The following is a 21,253-nucleotide window of genomic DNA, read 5'->3' on the forward strand; positions in this document are numbered from 1 at the left end:
TGAGGCATTTTTTTATGAATATAATTTTGATTTAGATTAAAACAAACCGTTGATTTCAGCGTCAATTCGGTTAATGATGTTTCCTAAATCTTCTGGATTGTCAACAAAATTAATATTGTCTACATCGATAATTAACAATTTTCCTCGGTCATAGGTATGAATCCAAGCCTCATAACGTTCGTTCAAACGGCTTAAGTAATCAATTGAAATCGAGTTTTCGTACTCGCGACCACGTTTGTGAATTTGACCTACTAAATTAGGTATAGAACTACGCAAATAAATCAATAAATCAGGTGCTTTTACCAAAGATTCCATCAACTCAAAAAGCGAAGAGTAGTTTTGGAAATCACGATTGGTCATCAAGCCCATCGCGTGTAAGTTGGGAGCAAAGATGTGAGCATCTTCGTAAATCGTTCTGTCTTGAATGATTTTTTTACCGCTTTCGCGAATTTGCATTACTTGACGAAAACGACTGTTTAAGAAATAAATTTGCAAGTTGAATGACCAACGCTCCATTTGGTGATAGAAATCATCCAAATACGGATTGTCAACCACGTCTTCAAAATGCGGTTCCCATTTGAAATGTTTAGCCAATAAATTAGTTAATGTTGTTTTTCCTGAACCTATGTTTCCTGCTACTGCTATATGCATTACGGTAGTGTGATTTAATAATTGATAAATTTCTAAAGGGGTAAAAATAGATAAAAATTAATGTTTGCCACACATTTTATCGAATGATTTATTCACAATTGAAGAATTAAACACTTAGTTTTTATTTTGCTGTTATTTTATGTATTGGTATTAAACCATTTGATTTTCAACTAGTCTAAAATATGTATTTAACATTTTTTTGGTAACAAATCGAAGTTTATTCGACATATTTGCACAAATAACCCATAAATCAATACCTGATGAAAAAAACAATTCTACTATTTTTCTTTGCATTAGTTTACACTAATTCTTTCGCCCAAAAAGATTTCCAAGGGATGGCGGTGTACGAATCAAAAACCAGCACCTCAGATTTTAAAGCGCGCTTTGAAGGAAATAAAAGCATAACTCCGGATATGCAAAAAATGATGGAAGAGCGAATGAAAAAAATGTTTGAAAAAACCTTTGTTTTAAATTTTGACAAATCGGCTTCAATTTATAAAGAAGAAGAAAAATTAGAGGCTTCAAATCAAGGAGGAGGATTTCGTATGATGAGTTCAATGACAGGTGGCGGAGGTACTTACTATAAAAACGTAAAAGATAAAACGTATAGTGTTGACAAAGATTTTATGGGTAAGGAATTTTTAGTTAAAGATTCGTTAGCCAGTTTGAATTGGAAAATGGAAGCTGAAACCAGAGTAATTGGCGGATACACCTGTTACAAAGCTACTGCAGTGAAAGCCGCTAGTAAAACAGATTTTAGAAACTTCCGTCCAAAAAAAGAAGAGGCAGCACAAAAAGATTCGCCTAAAAAAGAAGAAACTGCACAACAAGAAAAACCAAAGGAAGCACCTAAAACTAGTTTTATGGACGCCCTTGAATTGCCAAAAGAAATTACGATTACAGCTTGGTATACTCCTGAAATTCCAGTAAGTCAAGGACCTGAAGGATATTGGGGTTTACCTGGTTTGATTTTAGAGGTAAACGATGGTAAAACAATTATTCTTTGTTCTAAAGTAGTTTTGAATCCAAAAGAAAAAACTGAAATTAAAGCGCCTTCAAAAGGCAAAACAGTCTCTCAAAATGAATATGATGAAATTGTAGTGAAAAAAATGGAAGAGTTTAGAGAAATGAACCAAGGTCGTAGTGGTGGTGGCGGATTCCAAATACGAATGGGGCAATAAAATCTAAAAGACTTTAATTAAAAATTGATTGGAATGAAAAAAATAATTCTGTTTATCATATTGTTCGTAATGCCTTTCGTTTACGGTCAGAATGTACGTTTTGAAGGGATTGTTCTCGACTCTGAAAAAGCGCCACTCGAAATGGCTAATGTTATGGCAGTCAATCAAACGTCTAAAGCGATGGATGCCTATGCCATTACTAGTGATAAAGGGAAGTTTGTTTTGAATCTAAAATCGAATACGTCTTACATTGTAAAGCTGAGTTATATTGGAATGCAAAACAAAGAAATTTCAGTTACTACAAAATCAGAAAATATAGTTCAGAATATCACAATGGAATCGGGCGGAATTGAATTGGCAGGTGTTGAAATTGTTCGTGAAATGCCTGTTTCTATCAAAGGCGATACTATCGTTTACAACACAGATTCATTCAAAACTGGGGAAGAACGAAAATTAGAAGACGTCTTTAAAAAACTGCCTGGATTTGAAGTGTCGTCAGATGGACAAATTCAAGTGGAAGGAAAGCAAGTCAAAAAACTTTTTGTGGACGGAAAGCCATTTATGGAAGGCGATACAAAATTGGGTTCTAAAAACATTCCTTCTGATGCGGTAGATAAGGTACAAGTGATGCGTAATTTCAATGAAGTTTCGCAAATGAAAGGGATTGAAAATAACAATGATGATATCGCAATTAATATTAAACTAAAAAAAGGAAAAGATAAATTTTGGTTTGGAGATATAAGTGCTGGTGCAGCTAATGATAGAGGATATATTGTTAATCCAAAATTATTTTATTATTCTCCAAAAACGAGTGTCAATACTATTGTTAACTTGAATAATATTGGAGAAGTTTCTTTAACATCCGCTGATTTTTTCAGAATAACAGGAGGAGCAAGAAATACTATCGGTAGAAACGGGACTTCATTGAATTTGAATCGAAACTTCTTCGGTTTATCTGGTGGAGATAATGTGGCTAAAATGACGGATAAATTCGGGGCACTGAATTTGAATCATTCGTTTTCAAAAAAATGGACGGTTTCAGGATTCGGAGCCTATTCTTCAACCTATAATCAGTCCATTACTAATTCAGAGCGCGGTATTTTTCAACCCAATACTACTCAAATCGCAACCCTTGAAAATAGAAAAAATCAAACCGATTCAAAAAATATAGCCTTTATTTCTAAATTCGGATCCAAGTTCAAACCCAATGATAATTTTCAATTGGATTATGATGCCTTTTTAAGAAAAAATGGGCAACAAGAAGACAACGTTAACCAAACGAATTATACGTCATTTATTAATTCAACTCCAATTAACAGCTCGAATTCTATTTTTTCTTTTCAAGAACAAGATCCTATTTCATTCAATCAAAGTTTAAACTTGTTTTATACTCAAAATCCAAAAAGCACTTGGGTAGTTGAGATGCAACATCAGTATGAGGATGAAGATCCATTTTACAATCCTCAATTGTCAGTAAATCCATATCAAAACTCAAATACATCAAACCCTAATGATCCTAGCTCTATTTTTGTAAGGGAAAGCACCTTAAATATAGAGCAATCCAGATTTGTTAAAACGAATAAGTTGGATGCTAAATTGGATTACTTCTATCAAATTACCAATAAAAGTATTTTGAACTTAACGGTGGGGAATACCAATGCTTTCCAATCGTATAACTCCAGTTTATTACAAATATTACAAGACAAGTCTGTCGTTGAAATAGACAATGCATTATATAGTAATCAAGTTCGTTATTCATTTAACGACTCTTTCTTAGGAGTTCACTACAAGTTCATGTTAGGTAAATTTACCTTTAATCCTGGGATATCCTACCATCAATACCGTACCAATAACACTCAGTTTAACAGACCGTTTCAATTGAATTTCAATCGATTTTTACCAGATGTGTTTGCGAGATGGGATATGAAAAAATCAGAAAACATTACCTATAATTATAGTGTTAAAAACGGCTTTAACGACATTAACTCTTTGGTTGAAGGATATGTATTTACTAATTTTAATAGTATAGCAAGAGGGAATTCGGGATTAGAAAATTCATTAATTACCTCACACCGATTGAATTATTCAAAATACAATTTGTATAATTTTACCACTATTTTTGGGAATATATCCTACACTACTACTAAAAATCCTGTTGTCAATGGAATTTTATTCCAAGGGATTTATTCTACTTCTGATCGATTGAATTTAGATGCTGAAAATGAAAATTTGAATAGTACTCTTTTTTATTCTAAAAGTTTTAAAAAATATTACAAGATATCTGGTGGAGTAAATGCCAGTTGGAATAGAAATTTTGTCCTTAACAGAGCTATTATTGGTGGAGCCGTTAAAGAATTTATTCAAGGAATTGAAAATGTTAATCACGGGTACAATCTAACGTTGGGTACTCAATTCAAGAAGTTACCCAATATAGATTTAGGGTATAGAATCAATTTTTCTGAACAAGCAAATAATGCATTTACCACTCAGAGTCCAAATGTGAAATTGAATTATTATTTCTTAGAAGGATTGAATATCAATTGGGATTATTCGTTCAACCGATTTAGAAATGAAACATCTGGGTTAACCAATGATTTTAAAATTATGGCAGCAAGTATCAATTATGCTAAAAAAGATGCCAAATTGGAATACAGAATTCAAGCGAATAACTTATTGAATACCAAGTCAAGATTGAACAATTCATTTAGCGTGAATGGATACAATGCCAATGAGACGATTATCCTTCCTAGGTTTGTTACATTCGTATTGAAATACAACATATAAAAAAAACGAGTTTTCTTAATTTAAGAAAACTCGTTTTATATTTTTGGATAAAAAGATTTATAATTTGAAAGCTGTTTTTACAGCATCTACAAAATCTAATTTTTCCCAAGTAAATAAATCTACAGTAACGGTTTTTGTTAATCCGCCAGGAGCAGAGAAAGTTTTAGTAACTGTTTCAGGAGTACGTCCCATATGTCCGTAAGCTGCTGTTTCACTATAAATAGGATTTCTTAATTTCAAACGTTGCTCAATAAAGTACGGACGCATATCAAAAATACCTTCCACTACTTTACTTATTTCTCCATCTGTCAAACTTACTTTAGAAGTTCCGTAAGTGTTTACGTTGATTGATGTTGGTTTTGCCACACCAATAGCGTACGATACTTGAACTAAAACTTCGTCACACAATCCCGCTGCTACTAAGTTTTTAGCAATATGACGGGTTGCATACGCTGCAGAACGGTCAACTTTAGATGGATCTTTTCCGGAGAATGCCCCACCACCGTGAGCACCTTTTCCACCATAAGTATCCACAATGATTTTTCTTCCTGTCAAACCAGTATCTCCGTGAGGTCCTCCAATAACGAATTTTCCTGTTGGGTTGATATGATAGGTAATATTATCATTGAATAAATGTGCATATTGTGGGTATTTAGCTTTAATACGCGGAATCAAAATACTAACCAAGTCTGATTTGATTTTAGCTAACATTTTAGCTTCTTCATCAAAATCGTCGTGTTGTGTAGAGATTACAATCGCATCAATACGAACGGGTTTATTATCATCTGAATATTCAAGCGTTACTTGCGATTTAGCATCTGGACGCAAGTATTTGATTTCGTTGTTCTCTCTTCTCAAGTTCGCCAACTCGATCAAAATTGCGTGAGATAAATCCAAAGCCAAAGGCATGTAGTTCTCCGTCTCATTAGTAGCGTAACCAAACATCATTCCTTGGTCACCTGCTCCTTGTTCTTCTTTACTGGCTCTATCCACTCCTTGATTGATATCAGCTGATTGTTCGTGAATAGCTGAAAGAATTCCACAAGAATTCGCTTCAAACATGTATTCGCTTTTAGTGTAACCAATTTTCTTGATCACATCACGAGCAATTTGTTGCACATCTAAGTAGGTATTGGATTTAACTTCTCCAGCCAAGATTACCTGACCGGTAGTTACCAAAGTTTCACAAGCTACTTTTGAATCGGCATCAAATGCCAAAAAATTATCGATTAATGCATCGGAGATTTGGTCAGCTATTTTGTCTGGATGTCCTTCACTCACAGATTCTGACGTAAATAAATAAGCCATAATGATTTAATTTTATTTAAAATTAAGCGAGGAAAAAAGGGTATTGCCACGAAATGCTAAAGGGAAGTTCCTGCTTTAGCATTTTTTAATGAGGTTGCAATCAGTTCAAATTTTTCCTCTGAAATTAGAGTGCAAAGTTATAAAACGATTTTGATTTCCAAATTAAACTTTCTCTTTTTTTTAAAATTTAAATAGTTTAACTAATACGAAATAAAAAAAAATGAGTTCATTTTTAATTTTCTTTCATTTTGATGAATTCATAATAAAACGATTTGATTCTGTTGTAAAGTTGTATTATAGGGGTAAAATTGATTCTTATAAATGAAAAATAACTAAAATTTTCACAGTTGGCAAGAGAAACATTACCGCTATCAGAGCTATGTTAGGTTGAATATAAGTCGGCGAGATTTGTTTCTTTAATAATTATGACGTTAATTTGCAATTCAAAGTTCAAATAAACGTATTGAAATGTTATAAAGAAAGGTAGAGGGATTAGACCCAGTGAAGCCTTAGCAACCCTTCGGTAAATCGAAGAAGGTGCTGCATTCTACCACATTAATGTGGAAAGATAACACGAGATTTTTTCTAGTTTACTTCTAGATTTTCTTTCTAATATTTCCAGCACAAATCAATATTTACAACCGATTTGACATTGGAAAATAAATTCAACCAAATACAAATACATAATTTCATCACAGAAAGTGGTGCGCATTATCCTATAATCAATTTAAGTTACCAAGTTTTTGGACCTCAATTGAATACAGCGCCTGTTGTTTTGGTCAATCATGCCTTGACGGGAAATTCTCAAGTTATTGGAGAACAAGGTTGGTGGAATGATCTTATTGGCGAAAGCAAAACCATAGATACATTGAAATATACTGTTTTAGCTTTCAATGTTCCAGGAAACGGATATGATGGTTTCCTGATAGAAAATTACAAAGATTTCAATGCAAGAGATGTTGCACGGTTATTTAACCAAGGAATTAAAGACTTGCAAATTAAACAGTTGTTTGCGATAATTGGAGGTTCTGTTGGTGGTGGAATTGCTTGGGAAATGGCAGCTTTAGAAACTAAAATTACCCAACATTTAATTCCGATTGCAACTGATTGGAAATCGACAGATTGGTTGATTGCGAATTGTTTTTTGCAAGAGCAAATTTTAGCCAATTCGTCAAAACCAATTGAAGACGCTCGCATTCACGCTATGTTATGTTATAGGACACCAGCCTCTTTTTCGGCTAAATTTCAACGGACACTAAATGAAGAATTGCAAATGTATAATGTAGAAAGTTGGTTAGCGCATCACGGAAATAAGTTGCAAAAGCGTTTTCAGCTTTCGGCTTATAAAATGATGAACCAGTTATTAAAGACGATTGATATTACAAGAGGAAGAGATTCTTTCGAAGCAGTAGCCTCAAAAATTGAAGCGAATATTCATATTATTGGAATTGATTCTGATTTGTTTTTTACGGCAAATGAGAACCGAGCTACCTATGAAGAATTAAAAAAATATAAAGAAAGTGTATCCTATCAAGAGATTGTTTCCATTCACGGTCACGATGCTTTTTTGATAGAATACCAACAATTACATAATTTATTGGCTACCATTTTTTAGTGGTATAACCAAAAATCAAATACTATGAAGATTTTAAAATTTGGAGGAAAATCATTATCCAATGGAGAAGGATTAGATAAAGTAGTTGCAATTATTTTAGACAAGGTGAACCAAGGCGAAAAAATTGCTGTGGTGGTTTCGGCACGTGGCAATGCCACTGATGAATTGGAGGGAATATTGGATAGTGCTGCTAAAAATGAAAGTTATAAGATAATGTTGGACCAATTCAAATTGGAACAGCAAAATGGTTTTATAGATGTTGATTTTTCAGAGGAATTTACTGTTCTTGAAAAATTATTTGAAGGTGTAAGCTTAATTGGAGATTACAGCAGCAAAATTAAAGACCAAATTTTGTCGATTGGCGAATTACTTTCGGCAAAATTACTGACGGCTATTTTGCTAAATAATGGAGTTAACGCGCGTTTTGCTGATAGTAGAGAATTGATAAAAACCGATTCGAAATTTGGCGATGCACAACCCATCGAACAAGCCTCTAAGAAAAATGTAATTCAGTATTTCAAAGAGAATGAAGATGCGGTGAATATTGTAACCGGTTTTATTGCTTCGAATGCTAAAAACGTTACGACTACTTTAGGAAGAAACGGAAGTAATTATACCGCTTCTTTGATTGCTAATTATTTGGATGCGGAAGAATTACAAAACTACACACACGTAGATGGAATCTACACTGCAAATCCTGATTTAGTGCCTGACGCCAAGAAAATTGATTATTTGACGTTTAACGAGGCAAATGAGTTGGCTAATTTTGGAGCTACCATTTTACACGCTAAAACGATCATTCCGTTATTGGAAAAAAATATTCCACTTCGTATTTTGAATACTTTCAATCACGAAAATAAAGGAACCTTAATTCGTTCTACAGCAAGCAAAGAAGGAATCAAAACACTTTCTGTGCTTGAAAATGTAGCTCTGGTCAATTTAGAAGGACGCGGATTACTTGGTAAAACAGGTGTCGATGCCCGAATTTTCAAAGTAATGGGCGATAATGATATTAGTGTAAGTATCATTTCGCAAGGTTCTTCAGAGAGAGGAATTGGTTTAGTAGTTGATGCGGATAAAGCATCTTTAGCGATGATCCAATTAGAGAAAGAATTTGAAAATGATTTCTATTCGAAAGACGTGAATAAAATTTCGGTGACGGATAATGTGTCGGTGATTTCTATCATTGGACAAGATTTAAGCACTTTCCACAAACCATATACCGCTTTGATTAAGAACAAGATTGTTCCGATTTTGTTCAACAACACGGTTACGGGTAAAAACGTGAGTTTGGTAGTAAAGAAATCCGAATTGAATCGTGCCTTGAATGTAATTCACGGAGAGATTTTTGGGGTTTCTAAAAAAATCAACATTGCTATTTTTGGACACGGATTAGTAGGCGGAACTTTGATTAATCAAATTTTGGAATCGGCTACTGCAATTGAGAAACGTAAAGATGTGAAGTTGAATATTTTTGCTATCGCCAATTCACAAAATGTACTTTTAAATAAGAATGGAGTAACACCCAACTGGAAAAACGAAATCCAAAACAAAGGAACTTTATATACTATTCAAGATGTAATTGATTATGCTAATGAGCACCATTTGGAAAACCTAATTGCAGTAGATAATACTGCTAGTGCTGAATTTGTTGAGAATTACATTCCGTTGATAGAAAGTAGTTTTGACTTAATTTCGTCAAACAAAGTAGCGAATACCTTGAGCTACAGTTTCTACAAAAAACTGCGTAAAGTATTGGCAGACAATCAAAAAACCTATTTGTATGAAACCAATGTTGGTGCTGGTTTGCCATTGATTGATACGATTAAATTATTACACCTTTCAGGAGAAAATATCACTAAAATTAAAGGAGTGTTTTCAGGTACCTTGAGTTATTTGTTCAATAATTACTCAGCCAAAGACGTTCCGTTCAGTGACATCTTGAAAGAGGCTATTGATAACGGTTATACAGAACCCGATCCAAGAGAAGATTTATGTGGAAATGATGTGGGTAGAAAATTGTTAATTTTAGCGCGTGAATTGGATTTGCAAAATGAATTTGAAGAAATTGAAATTCAGAATTTAATTCCAGAACATTTGCGTGAAGGAAGCGTATCTGAATTTTTGACTAAATTAAAAGAATTTGATGCGGTCTACGCCAAAATAAAAGCAGAACAACAACCGAATCACGTGTTGAGATATATCGGCGAATTGTCAGGCGATTTGCAAAGCGACAAAGGAAATTTAGAAGTAAAATTAGTTTCAGTTCCATCAGATACGGCATTAGGCGGATTGAAAGGATCGGATTCATTCTTCGAAATTTACACAGAATCCTATGGAGATAGACCGATTGTAGTTCAAGGCGCAGGCGCAGGGTCGGCAGTAACTGCAAGAGGTGTTTTTGGAGATATTTTGAGGTTATCGGATAAAGGATAAGATTTCAAATTTCAGATTTACGATTTTAAAAACAAACAAATGAAAATAACATTAGAAAGAGTAAATGATAACTTTCATTTTCAATTAAAAAATGATAGAGGGCATCTTGTCAATGTGGATGCGCGTCCAGAGTATGGAGGAAACGATATGGGGCCAAGTCCAATGGAATTGGTTTTGATGGGTGTTGCGGGTTGTAGCGGAATTGATATGATTTCAATTTTGAAAAAACAACGTCAAGAAATCACGTCTTTTAAAGCTGAGGTAGAAGGGGAACGAGTTCCTGTTGGAGAGGCAAATCCTTTCAAAACAATCCACGTGGTTTTCTTTTTGGAAGGCCCAATTAATGAAGACAAAGCAGCTAAAGCGGCAAAATTATCCTTTGAAAAATATTGTTCGGTTTCCAAAACATTGGAGCCAACGGCAACCATTTTGTACAAAGTAGTATTGAATAACAAACCATTGTAGTTTAGGCAAGATGTCTGGATTTAATAGTCCAACAACTTTAAACCTTAAACTTTAAACAAATAAATGAAATGAACGAACACGATTTTGGTTTTGAAACTCAAGCGATACGCGGTCAATTAGAAAGAACACAATATTTGGAGCATTCAGTGCCTTTGTACTTAACCTCTAGTTTTGTTTTTGAAGATGCTGAAGATATGCGCGCTTCTTTTGCAGACGAAAAAGAGCGCAATATTTATAGCCGTTATAGTAATCCTAATACGATTGAATTCATTAATAAAGTGTGCCAAATGGAAGGTGCCGAAACCGGTTTTGCTTTTGCATCAGGTATGGCAGCCGTGTATTCTACTTTTGCCACTCTATTGAAATCTGGAGATCATATTGTTTCAGCAAGTAGTGTTTTTGGAGCAACGCATTCGTTGTTTGTAAACTATTTTCCGAAATGGAATATTGAAACTACTTATTTTGACATTAATGCTCCAGAGACAATAGAAAGTTGTATCCAACCCAATACTAAAATTTTATTTGCAGAGTCGCCAACGAATCCTGCGGTAGATATTATCGATTTGGAATTGTTGGGAAATATTGCCAAAAAACACAATTTGATTTTAATCATTGACAACTGTTTTGCAACGCCGTATTTGCAACAGCCTATCAAATGGGGAGCAGATTTGGTGATCCATTCCGCTACTAAATTGATGGATGGACAAGGGCGTGTTTTGGGCGGAATCACAGTTGGTAGAGCTGATTTGATTAAAGATATTTATCTTTTTTCTCGATTAACAGGACCTACTTTATCTCCGTTTAATGCGTGGGTTTTGTCAAAAAGTCTGGAAACATTAGCCGTTCGTTTAGAGAAACATTGCGAAAATGCGTTAAAAGTAGTCGAGTTTTTAGAAAACCATCCTCAAGTAAATAAAGTTAAATATCCCTTCTTGAAATCGCATCCTCAGCACGCTATTGCGCAAAAGCAAATGAAGTTAGGAGGCAATATTGTCGCTTTCGAAATCAAAGGCGGAATCGAAGCTGGAAGAGCCTTTTTGGATAAAATAAAATTATGCTCTCTGTCGCCAAATCTTGGAGACACCAGAACAATTGTTACTCATCCAGCATCAACAACACATAGTAAATTATCTGTTCAAGAACGTTTAGCGGTAAGCATAACTGATGGTTTAGTTCGTGTTTCGGTAGGTTTAGAAACGGTTGCGGATGTAATTGCTGATTTGGAACAAGCCTTGTCTTAAAATTTACGATTTGAATATTGGATTTACGATTTAGTGTTATAATTTAGCACATCGTAAATCCCACATCGTAAATCGTACATATAATTCATGTTATCAAAGAAAACAAAATACGGAATAAAAGCATTGACTTTCTTGGCGCGCCAAGAGAATCAAACGCCAGTGCAAATTGCTGAAATAGCAAAGAGCGAGCATATTTCGATTAAGTTTTTAGAAAGCATTTTATTATTGTTACGTCATTCCGGTTTTTTGGGTGCCAAAAAAGGAAAAGGGGGCGGATATTATTTAATTAAAGATCCCAAAGACATCAATATGGCGCATGTGTATCGTATTTTAGAAGGCCCCATTGCATTACTACCTTGCGTAAGTCACAATTTTTATGAAAAATGTGATGATTGTGTGGACGAAGCTAGTTGTTCAGTACACAAATTAATGACCGAAGTCCGCGATAACACGCTGATGATACTCGAAAACAACACCCTCGCAGACGTCTCTTTTTAAATCTAAACTTTTTTAAATTTCATTTTGTATTTAGTAAAAAAGTACTATTTTTGCACTTTAATCTACTAGTCCGATAGGGAAATAGATTTTAACGAATCAATTTTATGAAAAAGTAGTACTAATGAGTCAAGAAGTTAAAGAAAATACAGTTTCAGTAAACGCAAAAGTACCTTTCAAACAACGTTTGTGGGTTATTATTCCAGTTGCTTTATTGGTAGGCTTGATTTCTAATTTAATCTACAACCATCATGCGGAGTTTTCTTGGGATGGTTTAGTCGCAGATTTTGATCAAGAATTTTTAATCTTTTTCTCAATTGGAGTATTTGCTCAGTTAGTAGACGGCACTTTAGGAATGGGGTATGGAGCTACTTCCACTTCGTTTTTATTGGCTTATGGTATTCCGCCTGCAATCAGCAGTACAGGAGTTCACGTTGCAGAGATGTTTACTACGGGAGTTTCGGCTATATCGCACCATCGTTTTGGAAATATCAACAAAAAACTAGTGCGACATTTGTTAATTCCTGGAGTTTTGGGTTCTGTTACAGGAGCCTATTTGCTGTCTGATGTGATTGACGGAGATGTAATAAAGCCATTTATTGCGGTGTATATGATTGCATTGGCGATCATCATTATCAGAAAAGCAGCTCAAAAGAAGATAGTCAAAAAGAAGACCAAACGATTAAGTATTCTTGCTTCTTTTGGAGGTTTTATGGACGCTGTTGGTGGTGGTGGTTGGGGACCAATTGTAACCTCTACATTGTTAGGACGTGGTAGAAATCCACGCTACACAATTGGTTCTGTAAATGCTGCCGAGTTTGCTGTTTCTTTCGCCAGTGGGGTAACTTTTATGCTTTTTGGTGGAATAGAAGGTTGGCAGGTAATTATTGGTTTGATTTTAGGTGGCGTAATTGCAGCACCTATTGCAGCAATTTTAGTAAATAAAATTAAAAGGCAACCCATGATGATTGCAGTAGGAATTTTAATTATCATTTTAAGTTTACGAACCTTATATAAATTACTATAATGAGTACATCAGTCGTAGCCAGTTTATTGGAAAAAACAAAGGACTTCTCTATTGAGGAAACGCTTGCTTTTTTGGCTAAGGAATATCCAAATCAAGTGGTTTTTTCTACTTCTTTTGGGCAAGAAGATCAGGTAATTATCGATTTTATTGGTCAAAATCAGTTGCCAATAACGGTTTTTACTTTAGATACAGGACGTTTGTTCCAAGAAACCTACGATGTTTTTCATAAGACTGTGAAAAAATATAAAACGGAAATTAAAACCTATTTTCCTGATACTGCTGCGGTAGAAACTTTGTTGAATCAGAAAGGACCGAATAGTTTTTATGATTCGGTAGAAAATAGAAAAGAATGTTGTTTCATTCGAAAAGTAGCGCCCTTAACCAAAGCTTTGAAAGGCAATGCCATTTGGATAACCGGTTTAAGAGCAGAGCAATCAGAGAATAGAAGTGATTTGAACTTTTTTGAATACGACGCCCATTTTGATATTGTCAAATTCAATCCATTGTTAAAATGGACGTTACAAGAAGTGGAAGCACATCTAGAAAAGAATAACGTACCTCAAAACACCTTGCACAAACAAGGCTTTGTAAGTATTGGTTGCGCACCTTGTACCAGAGCGATTTTGCCAGGAGAAGATATCAGAGCAGGAAGATGGTCTTGGGAATCGAGCCACAAAGAATGTGGGTTACACCAAAAATAAATTATGAATTATGAGTTTTGAAAGGTGAATTCTAAATCTTTCAATCTTTTAATTTTTCAATATTAAATTAATAAAATGAGTTCAATAGTAAAAACAAATGCTTTAGAATGCGAAGCGATCTATATTTTTAGAGAAGTAATTGCTCAATTTGAAAAACCCGTATTGCTTTTTTCAGGTGGAAAAGATTCAATTACATTAGTACGTTTAGCACAAAAAGCCTTTTTTCCTGCCAAAATTCCTTTTCCATTGTTGCACGTAGATACTGGACACAACTTTCCTGAGACGATTGAATTTAGAGATAAATTGGTAGCCGAATTAGGGTTAGAATTAATTGTTCGCAATGTACAAGATGCTATTGATCAAGGAAAAGTAGTTGAAGAATCTGGGAAATATTCGAGTAGAAATAGCTTACAGACGACTACACTTTTGGATGCGATTGAAGAATTCAAATTTGATGCTTGTATTGGAGGAGCGCGAAGAGATGAAGAAAAAGCAAGAGCGAAAGAACGAATTTTTTCGGTACGTGATGATTTTGGTCAGTGGGATGAAAAAAACCAACGTCCTGAATTGTTTGATTTGTTGAACGGAAAAATTGAGTTGGGACAAAACGTTCGTGTTTTCCCAATTTCGAACTGGACAGAATTAGACGTTTGGAGTTATATCGAACAAGAAGGAATCGAAATTCCATCGATTTATTTTTCACACAAACGTAAAGTATTTTTGAGAGACGGGTTGATTTGGTCGCATTCGCCATTTGTTTACCAAGAGGAAGATGAAGAAATTGAAGAGAGAATTGTTCGTTTTAGAACGGTAGGTGATATGAGTTGTACGGCGGCTGTTGAATCATATGCAGCTACTATTCAAGAAGTAGTAGGAGAAATTCGATCCTCAACCATTTCTGAAAGAGGGGCTAGAATTGACGATAAACGTTCAGAAGCGGCAATGGAGAAAAGAAAACAACAAGGGTACTTTTAAGCCACCTAACCCCATAGGGGGAACGAAGGAGTAATATACAATAAACAAAATATTAATTTAAAATCAAAACTCAGCTCCCTCCCTTTTGGGGAGGGCTGGGGAGGGGCTTATGGAAGTTTTAAAAATAGCAACAGCAGGAAGTGTAGATGACGGAAAGAGTACTTTAATCGGGAGGTTATTGTATGACACCAAATCATTGACTACGGATAAAATTGAAGCAATAGAAAAAAGCAGCAAGCAAAAAGGCTACGATTATCTTGACTTTTCTTTGGCTACGGATGGTTTAGTTGCCGAAAGAGAGCAGGGGATTACGATTGATGTGGCTCATATTTATTTTTCGACTGCAAAGAAAAGTTACATTATTGCCGATACTCCAGGTCACGTAGAATATACGCGTAATATGGTAACAGGAGCTTCGACTTCTCAAGTGTCGATCATTTTGATTGATGCTCGTAAAGGAGTGATTGAGCAAACTTACCGACACTTCTTTATCAATAATTTATTGCGTGTGAAAGAGGTAATTGTTGCAGTAAACAAAATGGACTTAGTCGATTATTCAGAAGAAGTTTTTAACAAAATCAAAGCCGACTTCCAAGCTTTGAATGCCAAAAGTTCATTCAAAGAACAAAACGTAAGTTACATTCCCTTAAGTGCTATTAACGGCGGAAATGTAGCTGATAAATCAGAAAATATGCCTTGGTACACTGGGCAAACAGTTTTGGAACATTTAGAAGATTTATCTCCAGAAGATGTGTTCGAAACTGGTAAAACACGTTTTCCTGTGCAAACAGTGATTCGTCCAAAAACCGAAGAATACCACGACTTTAGGGGTTATGCTGGAAAATTATATGGAAACTCAATTCAAGTTGGCGATGCCGTTACGGTATTACCTTCGTTAACCGAATCTAAAGTGTCCAAAATTCACTTCTTTGACCAACAATTTGATGAAGCCAAAGCGGGTTCGTCTATTGTAGTTGAATTGGAAAACGACATCAATGTGACTCGTGGCGACATGATTGTAAAATCAGGAGAATTACCGCAAGTAGAAAAAGATATTAATGCGACTATTTGTTGGATGGACAGCAAGAAATTAGTGCCAGGAACCAAGTATTTGGTGCAACACAATACGAACAGAGTTTTGGCTAAAATTGACGCTATCAAAAATGTAATTGCAACGGATTATTCCGGAGCTGTTCCTGCTACACAATTAGCCATAAACGAAATTGGAGAAGTGACTATCAAATTAAGCAAAGCATTGTATTTTGATAAATACAACGATAATAAATCAAATGGAGCGTTTATTTTAATTGACGCTAATACCAACACAACAGCGGGAGTTGGATTTATAAAATAACAGCCCCCTAACCCCCAAAGGGGGGATGAAGGAGCTACACAAACTAAAGAATAGTAATTTAAAATCAGAACTCGGCTCCCTCCCCTTTGGGGAGGGCTGGGGTGGGGCTTATGGAAAGTTTTAGAACCGAAATAGAAAATCCGATTGTCCAAAAAGACATTATCGATTTAGAAAGAAAAATTCGATTATTCAAAGAAGGAAAAATTGATGACGAACGTTTTCGTAGCCTTCGTTTAGCCAGAGGAGTGTATGGTCAGCGTCAAGAAGGGGTGCAAATGATTCGTATCAAATTGCCTTTTGGTAAAGTGAGCAGCGAACAATTAGTGCGAATTACTAAAGTGTCTGACGAATATTCGACAGGACGTTTGCACATTACTACGCGTCAGGATATTCAAATCCACTACGTAAGTTTGGATAGAACGCCGCAGCTTTGGGCTGATTTGGAAAAAGACGATATCACGCTGAGAGAAGCTTGCGGAAATACGGTTAGAAATATTACAGCGAGTGAAAATGCGGGGATTGATCCGGAAGAACCATTTGATGTGTCGCCTTATGTACACGCTTTGTTTCAGTTTTTCTTAAGAAATCCAGTGTGTCAAGAAATGGGACGTAAATTCAAAATGTCTTTTTCTTCTTCTGATAAAGATACAGCTTTGAGTTATTTGCACGATTTAGGATTCATTCCAAAAATTGTCAATGGAGAGCGCGGATTCAAAGTGATGTTAGGCGGTGGGTTAGGTTCACAACCAAGCCATGCCGAATTACTTTCTGAATTTGTTCCGGTCAATCAAATCATTCCGATGACAGAAGGTGTGTTGCGTATTTTTGATCGCTATGGCGAAAGAGCCAAACGCTTGAAAGCCCGTATGAAATTCTTAATTAAAGATATTGGTAAAGACGAATTCTTGCGATTGGTAGAAGAAGAGAAAAAAGCCTTGTCTTTTCAGACAGTAGAAATTGACACTACTGCTTTTGAAGGTCCAATTCCAGCACCATTAGTAACTGCTCCAAAAGTAACTATCGAAGATGTTGCAGCTTTTGAGGCTTGGAAAAAATCAAACGTCATTGCTCAAAAACAAGCGGGATATGTGGCTATCGGAATCAAAGTAGCGTTAGGCGATTTTTATACGGATAAAGCAAGAGCTTTAGCTGATTTGATTAAAAATTATGGTGCCAATGAATTGCGTTTTACCTTGCGTCAAGACATTTTGATTCGTAACATTAAAGAAGAAAACTTGCCATTCTTTTACCAAGAATTAGCCAAGTTGGATTTTGTTACTTTAGGGTACAACACCATCAATGATGTTACGGCTTGTCCTGGAACCGATACCTGTAATTTAGGGATTGCCAGTAGTACTGGAATCGCAGTAGAATTAGAACGCGTTTTAGCAACAGAATATCCGCAATACAGCAACAATCAAGAAATCACGATTAAAATCAGTGGTTGTATGAATGCTTGTGGACAACATAATATGGCAGAAATTGGTTTTCAAGGAATGTCAATCAATTCTGGAAAATTAGTAGCACCAGCCCTTCAGGTATTGTTGGGTGGAGGAAACTTAGGAAACGGTCAAGGTCGTTTTTCAGATAAAGTAATTAAAATTCCAAGTCGAAGAGGACCTGAAGCCTTGCGTTTGATCTTAAATGATTTTGAAGCAAATGCCAACGGACAATCGTTCTTGAATTATTATGATGCCAAAGGAGAAAAATATTTTTACGAATATTTGAAACCTTTGGCTGATGTAACCAATTTAACAGAAGCTGATTTTGTCGATTGGGGAAATGCAGACAACTACGTAAAAGCAGTTGGTGTAGGTGAATGTGCGGGAGTTGTTATTGACTTAGTAGCTACATTATTGGTAGAAGCCAAAGACAAATTGACGTTTTCTCAAGAAGCGGTGAACGATCAAAAATGGTCGGATTCCATTTATTTGACTTACGCAGGATTTGTGAATGCTGCCAAAGCGTTATTGCTTGCTGAAAATCAAAAAACAAACCACCACGCCGGAATCATCGATTTGTTTGACACCGTTTTTGTGGAAACCAATACCATTCAACTAGCAACTGCTTTCAAAGATTTGGTGTACCAAATTAAAGCGAACGAAGCTTCAGAAGTATTTGCGAAAGAGTATTTAGAACAAGCAAAAGCATTCTTCGAAACGATTGAAAAATATAGAGAAAAAGATTTAGCTGATGCATAAAACAATACAACCCAAAGTAACTTTAGTTGGTGCTGGTCCAGGCGATCCAGACTTGCTAACTATCAAAGGAGCCAATGCTTTAGCAGAAGCTCAGGTGGTTTTGTATGATGCCTTGGCAAACGAAGAAATTCTAACCTATGCACCAAAAAAATCAATCAAGATTTTTGTGGGAAAAAGAAAAGGATGTCACGCGTATTCGCAAGACGAAATCAATCAATTGATTGTGGACAATGCCCTGACTTATGGACACGTAGTGCGTTTAAAAGGAGGCGACCCGTTTATTTTTGGTCGTGGAAGTGAAGAAATTGATTTTGTTGAGAGCTTTGGAATTCCTACAGCCGTAGTGCCTGGAATATCTTCTTCGGTAGCAGTGCCGGCTTATCAAGGAATTTCATTAACTAAACGCGGAGTTTCAGAAAGTTTTTGGGTAATTACAGGAACTACTTCGGATAGAAAATTGTCAACTGATGTAGCTTTAGCTGCACAATCATCAGCCACGGTGGTGATTTTGATGGGAATGAGTAAATTGGCGCAGATTGTGAGTTTGTTCCAAAACGAATCAAAAGGAACAACTCCGGTAGCCATTATTCAAAACGGAACGACTCCAAAAGTAAAAATAGGAGTGGGAACCATTGATACGATTCAAAACGTAGTAGCAGAAAAGAAATTAAGTTCACCTGCCATTATTGTTATTGGCGAAGTGGTAAGAGAAAGTAATAAACTAAAAGATTTCTATCACGACTATTTGATAGAAAAAAGATAAACAGCGTTCCTTTGGCGAAAGCTAAAAAAATATGGAAGAAAGAAACGAACTATATCCTGTGTTTTTAAAACTACATCAATTGAATGTGTTGATTGTGGGTGGCGGAAATGTAGGTTTAGAGAAGTTATCATTTATGTTGAAATCCAGTCCGAATGCCAATGTTGAAGTAGTAGCGCCACGATTTCTTCCTGAACTGGAAGCTTTGGTTGCACAACATCCTTCGGTTAAGCTAACAGCAAAGAAATTCAATCGTTGGATGCTTCGCAAACGCCATTTGGTAATTGCGTGTACGGATGATTTGAAGGTAAATAAAAGAGTATTTGATTTGTGTCGCAAGCGTCATTTGATTTGCAATATTGCCGACACACCTCTGTTGTGTGATTATTATTTGGGGGGAATTGTAACCAAAGGAAATGTAAAAATTGCTATTTCAACCAACGGAAAATCACCCACAACAGCTAAGCGATTGCGAGAATTTTTTGAAGAAATAATTCCAGACGACATCAATACAATGGTCGAAAATTTGAATGAATACCGAAAAACCTTAAAAGGAAATTTTGAAGAAAAAGTCCAAAAAATGAATGAAATTACCGAATCGTTGAAAAATAAGAAATAGTGATTGAATTGAAAAAGTGATAAATGTTACCTTTAAAAACTAAAATCATTCGTTCATTTGCATAAAATTAGATAAGAATAATTAAAGGATAAAACCTAATAGCATGATTAAAACAGACATACTTATAATTGGAGCAGGCCCAACAGGTTTATTTGCCGTATTCGAAGCGGGATTATTAAAATTAAAATGTCATATTCTAGATGCTTTGCCACAACCGGGTGGACAGCTTTCCGAATTATATCCTAAAAAACCCATCTATGATATTCCAGGTTTTCCTGAAGTATTGGCAGGTGACTTGGTAGATAATTTGATGGAGCAAATCAAGCAATTCGAACCAGGATTTACGCTTGGGGAGCGTGCTGAAACCATTGTAAAACAAGAAGACGGAACCTTTATCGTAACCTCTAATGCAGGAACACAATTCCACACACCAGTAGTTGCCATTGCAGGTGGTTTAGGAAGTTTTGAACCTCGTAAACCCTTAATTGAAAATATCGAATTCTACGAAGATAAAGGAGTAAAATACTTCATTAAAAATCCAGAAGAGTTCAGAAATAAAAGAGTCGTAATTGCTGGTGGAGGAGACTCGGCTTTGGATTGGAGTATTTTCTTGGCTGATGTAGCTTCAGAAGTAACTTTAATTCATAGACGAAATGAGTTTAGAGGTGCTTTAGATTCAGTAGAAAAAGTACAAGAGTTGAAAAACGAAGGTAAAATCCGAATGATTACGCCTGCAGAAGTAGTGGGTATAAACGGTGCGAATCATATTGAATCGATTGTAATTGAAGAAGATGGAGTGCAAAGAACGATCGAAACAGATTATTTCATTCCGCTTTTTGGTTTGACACCTAAATTAGGTCCAATCGCTGATTGGGGATTGGAAATCGAGAAAAATGCGATCAAAGTAAACAACGCTTTGGATTACCAAACGAACATTCCCGGAATTTTCGCCATTGGTGACGTTAATACTTATCCGGGTAAATTGAAATTGATTCTTTGTGGTTTCCACGAAGCCACTTTGATGTGCCAGGCGGCCTACCAAATCATCAACCCAGGAAAACGTTATGTGTTGAAATACACTACCGTTTCTGGGGTAGACGGATTTGATGGAACTCGTAAAGAAGCGCCAAAAGCAGTAGTAAAAGCGATCGTGTAAAAACTTTTGCATAACAATACAAAGCGCTATTACTTTCGAGTTTTAGCGCTTTTTGTTTGTTGGCAACTGACGCAATTCCAAATTTTTAAAAGGATCGTTACTAATATTTTTTTAAAGCAAAGGAATGGCGTATTTTTGCCAAGATTTTTTCCTGCTGTACGCTGTATCTTTTTTCTGAAACCCAGAATAAAAGGATGCCGCTTCCACCTGCCTTTCGGCAGACAGGTCAGGGCTAAAGGGCAGAAAGGGATTTTTTGCCAAGAAATAAACAACATAATAGTTTG

At 35.6% G+C, this 21,253-nt stretch carries 17 protein-coding genes and 1 riboswitch; of the genes, 15 read left to right on the forward strand and 2 right to left on the reverse strand.

From position 1 onward, the window contains the following. Positions 1-36: 36 nt before the first annotated feature. Positions 37-651 carry a deoxynucleoside kinase gene (locus tag LPC20_RS04605; protein ID WP_229326916.1) on the reverse strand — a complete coding sequence of 205 codons (615 nt, stop codon included), beginning with the start codon at positions 649-651 and terminating at the stop codon, positions 37-39. Positions 652-911: 260 nt separating this feature from the next. On the opposite strand from LPC20_RS04605, the gene LPC20_RS04610 reads away from it, so the two are divergent. Continuing rightward, entirely contained in the window at positions 912-1,832 is a 921-nt protein-coding gene (locus tag LPC20_RS04610; protein ID WP_229326917.1) for a GLPGLI family protein, read from the forward strand. Between the two features lie 33 nt (positions 1,833-1,865). Beyond that, complete coding sequence (locus tag LPC20_RS04615; protein WP_229326918.1) at positions 1,866-4,616, forward strand: carboxypeptidase regulatory-like domain-containing protein; 2,751 nt, start codon at positions 1,866-1,868, stop codon at positions 4,614-4,616. 57 nt (positions 4,617-4,673) lie between these two features. Here LPC20_RS04615 and metK read toward each other — a convergent pair whose 3' ends face one another. Then, the gene (metK, locus tag LPC20_RS04620; protein ID WP_229326919.1) at positions 4,674-5,924 is read right to left on the reverse strand and encodes a methionine adenosyltransferase; all 1,251 of its coding nucleotides are present in this window, start codon (positions 5,922-5,924) and stop codon (positions 4,674-4,676) included. 468 nt (positions 5,925-6,392) lie between these two features. Beyond that, positions 6,393-6,499: riboswitch (SAM riboswitch) on the forward strand. Positions 6,500-6,576: 77 nt separating this feature from the next. On the opposite strand from metK, the gene LPC20_RS04625 reads away from it, so the two are divergent. The 13 genes from LPC20_RS04625 (at position 6,577) to LPC20_RS04685 (ending at position 20,969) form a co-directional block, all read left to right on the forward strand. Then, a complete protein-coding gene (locus tag LPC20_RS04625) occupies positions 6,577-7,539 on the forward strand; it encodes an alpha/beta fold hydrolase (RefSeq protein ID WP_229326921.1) in 963 nt (320 codons plus the stop codon). A 24-nt stretch (positions 7,540-7,563) separates the two neighbouring features. Further along, positions 7,564-9,975 (forward strand): bifunctional aspartate kinase/homoserine dehydrogenase I, encoded by a 2,412-nt coding sequence (gene thrA, locus LPC20_RS04630; protein WP_229326923.1) that lies wholly within the window; start codon positions 7,564-7,566, stop codon positions 9,973-9,975. Positions 9,976-10,014: 39 nt separating this feature from the next. Continuing rightward, positions 10,015-10,440: an OsmC family protein gene (locus tag LPC20_RS04635; protein WP_229326925.1), complete on the forward strand. Its 426-nt coding sequence runs from the start codon at positions 10,015-10,017 to the stop codon at positions 10,438-10,440. A gap of 68 nt (positions 10,441-10,508) precedes the next feature. Beyond that, positions 10,509-11,681 carry a trans-sulfuration enzyme family protein gene (locus tag LPC20_RS04640; protein ID WP_229326927.1) on the forward strand — a complete coding sequence of 391 codons (1,173 nt, stop codon included), beginning with the start codon at positions 10,509-10,511 and terminating at the stop codon, positions 11,679-11,681. 87 nt (positions 11,682-11,768) lie between these two features. Beyond that, positions 11,769-12,179: an RrF2 family transcriptional regulator gene (locus LPC20_RS04645; RefSeq protein ID WP_229326929.1), complete on the forward strand. Its 411-nt coding sequence runs from the start codon at positions 11,769-11,771 to the stop codon at positions 12,177-12,179. A 121-nt stretch (positions 12,180-12,300) separates the two neighbouring features. Beyond that, positions 12,301-13,203, forward strand: a complete 903-nt coding sequence (locus LPC20_RS04650; RefSeq protein ID WP_229326931.1) for a sulfite exporter TauE/SafE family protein — start codon at positions 12,301-12,303, stop codon at positions 13,201-13,203. Then, a complete protein-coding gene (locus LPC20_RS04655; RefSeq protein WP_229326933.1) occupies positions 13,203-13,904 on the forward strand; it encodes a phosphoadenylyl-sulfate reductase in 702 nt (233 codons plus the stop codon). Before LPC20_RS04650 ends, LPC20_RS04655 begins: the two co-directional genes overlap by 1 nt. 75 nt (positions 13,905-13,979) lie before the next feature. After that, positions 13,980-14,879, forward strand: a complete 900-nt coding sequence (cysD, locus tag LPC20_RS04660; RefSeq protein WP_229326935.1) for a sulfate adenylyltransferase subunit CysD — start codon at positions 13,980-13,982, stop codon at positions 14,877-14,879. Between the two features lie 109 nt (positions 14,880-14,988). Beyond that, positions 14,989-16,233: a sulfate adenylyltransferase subunit 1 gene (locus LPC20_RS04665; protein WP_229326937.1), complete on the forward strand. Its 1,245-nt coding sequence runs from the start codon at positions 14,989-14,991 to the stop codon at positions 16,231-16,233. A 110-nt stretch (positions 16,234-16,343) separates the two neighbouring features. Continuing rightward, positions 16,344-18,434, forward strand: coding sequence for a nitrite/sulfite reductase (locus tag LPC20_RS04670; protein WP_229326939.1), 2,091 nt, complete (start codon positions 16,344-16,346; stop codon positions 18,432-18,434). After that, positions 18,427-19,197: a uroporphyrinogen-III C-methyltransferase gene (gene cobA / locus LPC20_RS04675; RefSeq protein ID WP_229326940.1), complete on the forward strand. Its 771-nt coding sequence runs from the start codon at positions 18,427-18,429 to the stop codon at positions 19,195-19,197. The genes LPC20_RS04670 and cobA overlap by 8 nt, the downstream gene beginning before the upstream one ends. A gap of 31 nt (positions 19,198-19,228) precedes the next feature. Then, on the forward strand, positions 19,229-19,813 hold the full coding sequence (locus LPC20_RS04680) for a precorrin-2 dehydrogenase/sirohydrochlorin ferrochelatase family protein (RefSeq protein ID WP_229326942.1): 585 nt from the start codon (positions 19,229-19,231) through the stop codon (positions 19,811-19,813). Positions 19,814-19,916: 103 nt separating this feature from the next. Beyond that, positions 19,917-20,969, forward strand: coding sequence for an NAD(P)/FAD-dependent oxidoreductase (locus LPC20_RS04685; protein ID WP_229326944.1), 1,053 nt, complete (start codon positions 19,917-19,919; stop codon positions 20,967-20,969). Positions 20,970-21,253: the final 284 nt, after the last annotated feature.

The sequence above is a fragment of the Flavobacterium ammonificans genome, assembly GCF_020886115.1.
Classification (GTDB): domain Bacteria; phylum Bacteroidota; class Bacteroidia; order Flavobacteriales; family Flavobacteriaceae; genus Flavobacterium; species Flavobacterium ammonificans.

Excerpts from the sequence above, each read along its gene's own strand:
- LPC20_RS04655 (WP_229326933.1), top strand. The coding sequence starts at position 13,203 with ATGAGTACATCAGTCGTAGCCAGTTTATTGGAAAAAACAAAGGACTTC.
- LPC20_RS04670 (WP_229326939.1), top strand. The coding sequence starts at position 16,344 with ATGGAAAGTTTTAGAACCGAAATAGAAAATCCGATTGTCCAAAAAGAC.
- LPC20_RS04640 (WP_229326927.1), top strand. The coding sequence starts at position 10,509 with ATGAACGAACACGATTTTGGTTTTGAAACTCAAGCGATACGCGGTCAA.
- metK (WP_229326919.1), bottom strand. The coding sequence starts at position 5,924 with ATGGCTTATTTATTTACGTCAGAATCTGTGAGTGAAGGACATCCAGAC.
- LPC20_RS04635 (WP_229326925.1), top strand. The coding sequence starts at position 10,015 with ATGAAAATAACATTAGAAAGAGTAAATGATAACTTTCATTTTCAATTA.
- cobA (WP_229326940.1), top strand. The coding sequence starts at position 18,427 with ATGCATAAAACAATACAACCCAAAGTAACTTTAGTTGGTGCTGGTCCA.
- LPC20_RS04650 (WP_229326931.1), top strand. The coding sequence starts at position 12,301 with ATGAGTCAAGAAGTTAAAGAAAATACAGTTTCAGTAAACGCAAAAGTA.
- cysD (WP_229326935.1), top strand. The coding sequence starts at position 13,980 with ATGAGTTCAATAGTAAAAACAAATGCTTTAGAATGCGAAGCGATCTAT.
- LPC20_RS04685 (WP_229326944.1), top strand. The coding sequence starts at position 19,917 with ATGATTAAAACAGACATACTTATAATTGGAGCAGGCCCAACAGGTTTA.
- LPC20_RS04665 (WP_229326937.1), top strand. The coding sequence starts at position 14,989 with ATGGAAGTTTTAAAAATAGCAACAGCAGGAAGTGTAGATGACGGAAAG.
- LPC20_RS04605 (WP_229326916.1), bottom strand. The coding sequence starts at position 651 with ATGCATATAGCAGTAGCAGGAAACATAGGTTCAGGAAAAACAACATTA.
- LPC20_RS04615 (WP_229326918.1), top strand. The coding sequence starts at position 1,866 with ATGAAAAAAATAATTCTGTTTATCATATTGTTCGTAATGCCTTTCGTT.
- LPC20_RS04610 (WP_229326917.1), top strand. The coding sequence starts at position 912 with ATGAAAAAAACAATTCTACTATTTTTCTTTGCATTAGTTTACACTAAT.
- LPC20_RS04680 (WP_229326942.1), top strand. The coding sequence starts at position 19,229 with ATGGAAGAAAGAAACGAACTATATCCTGTGTTTTTAAAACTACATCAA.
- thrA (WP_229326923.1), top strand. The coding sequence starts at position 7,564 with ATGAAGATTTTAAAATTTGGAGGAAAATCATTATCCAATGGAGAAGGA.
- LPC20_RS04645 (WP_229326929.1), top strand. The coding sequence starts at position 11,769 with ATGTTATCAAAGAAAACAAAATACGGAATAAAAGCATTGACTTTCTTG.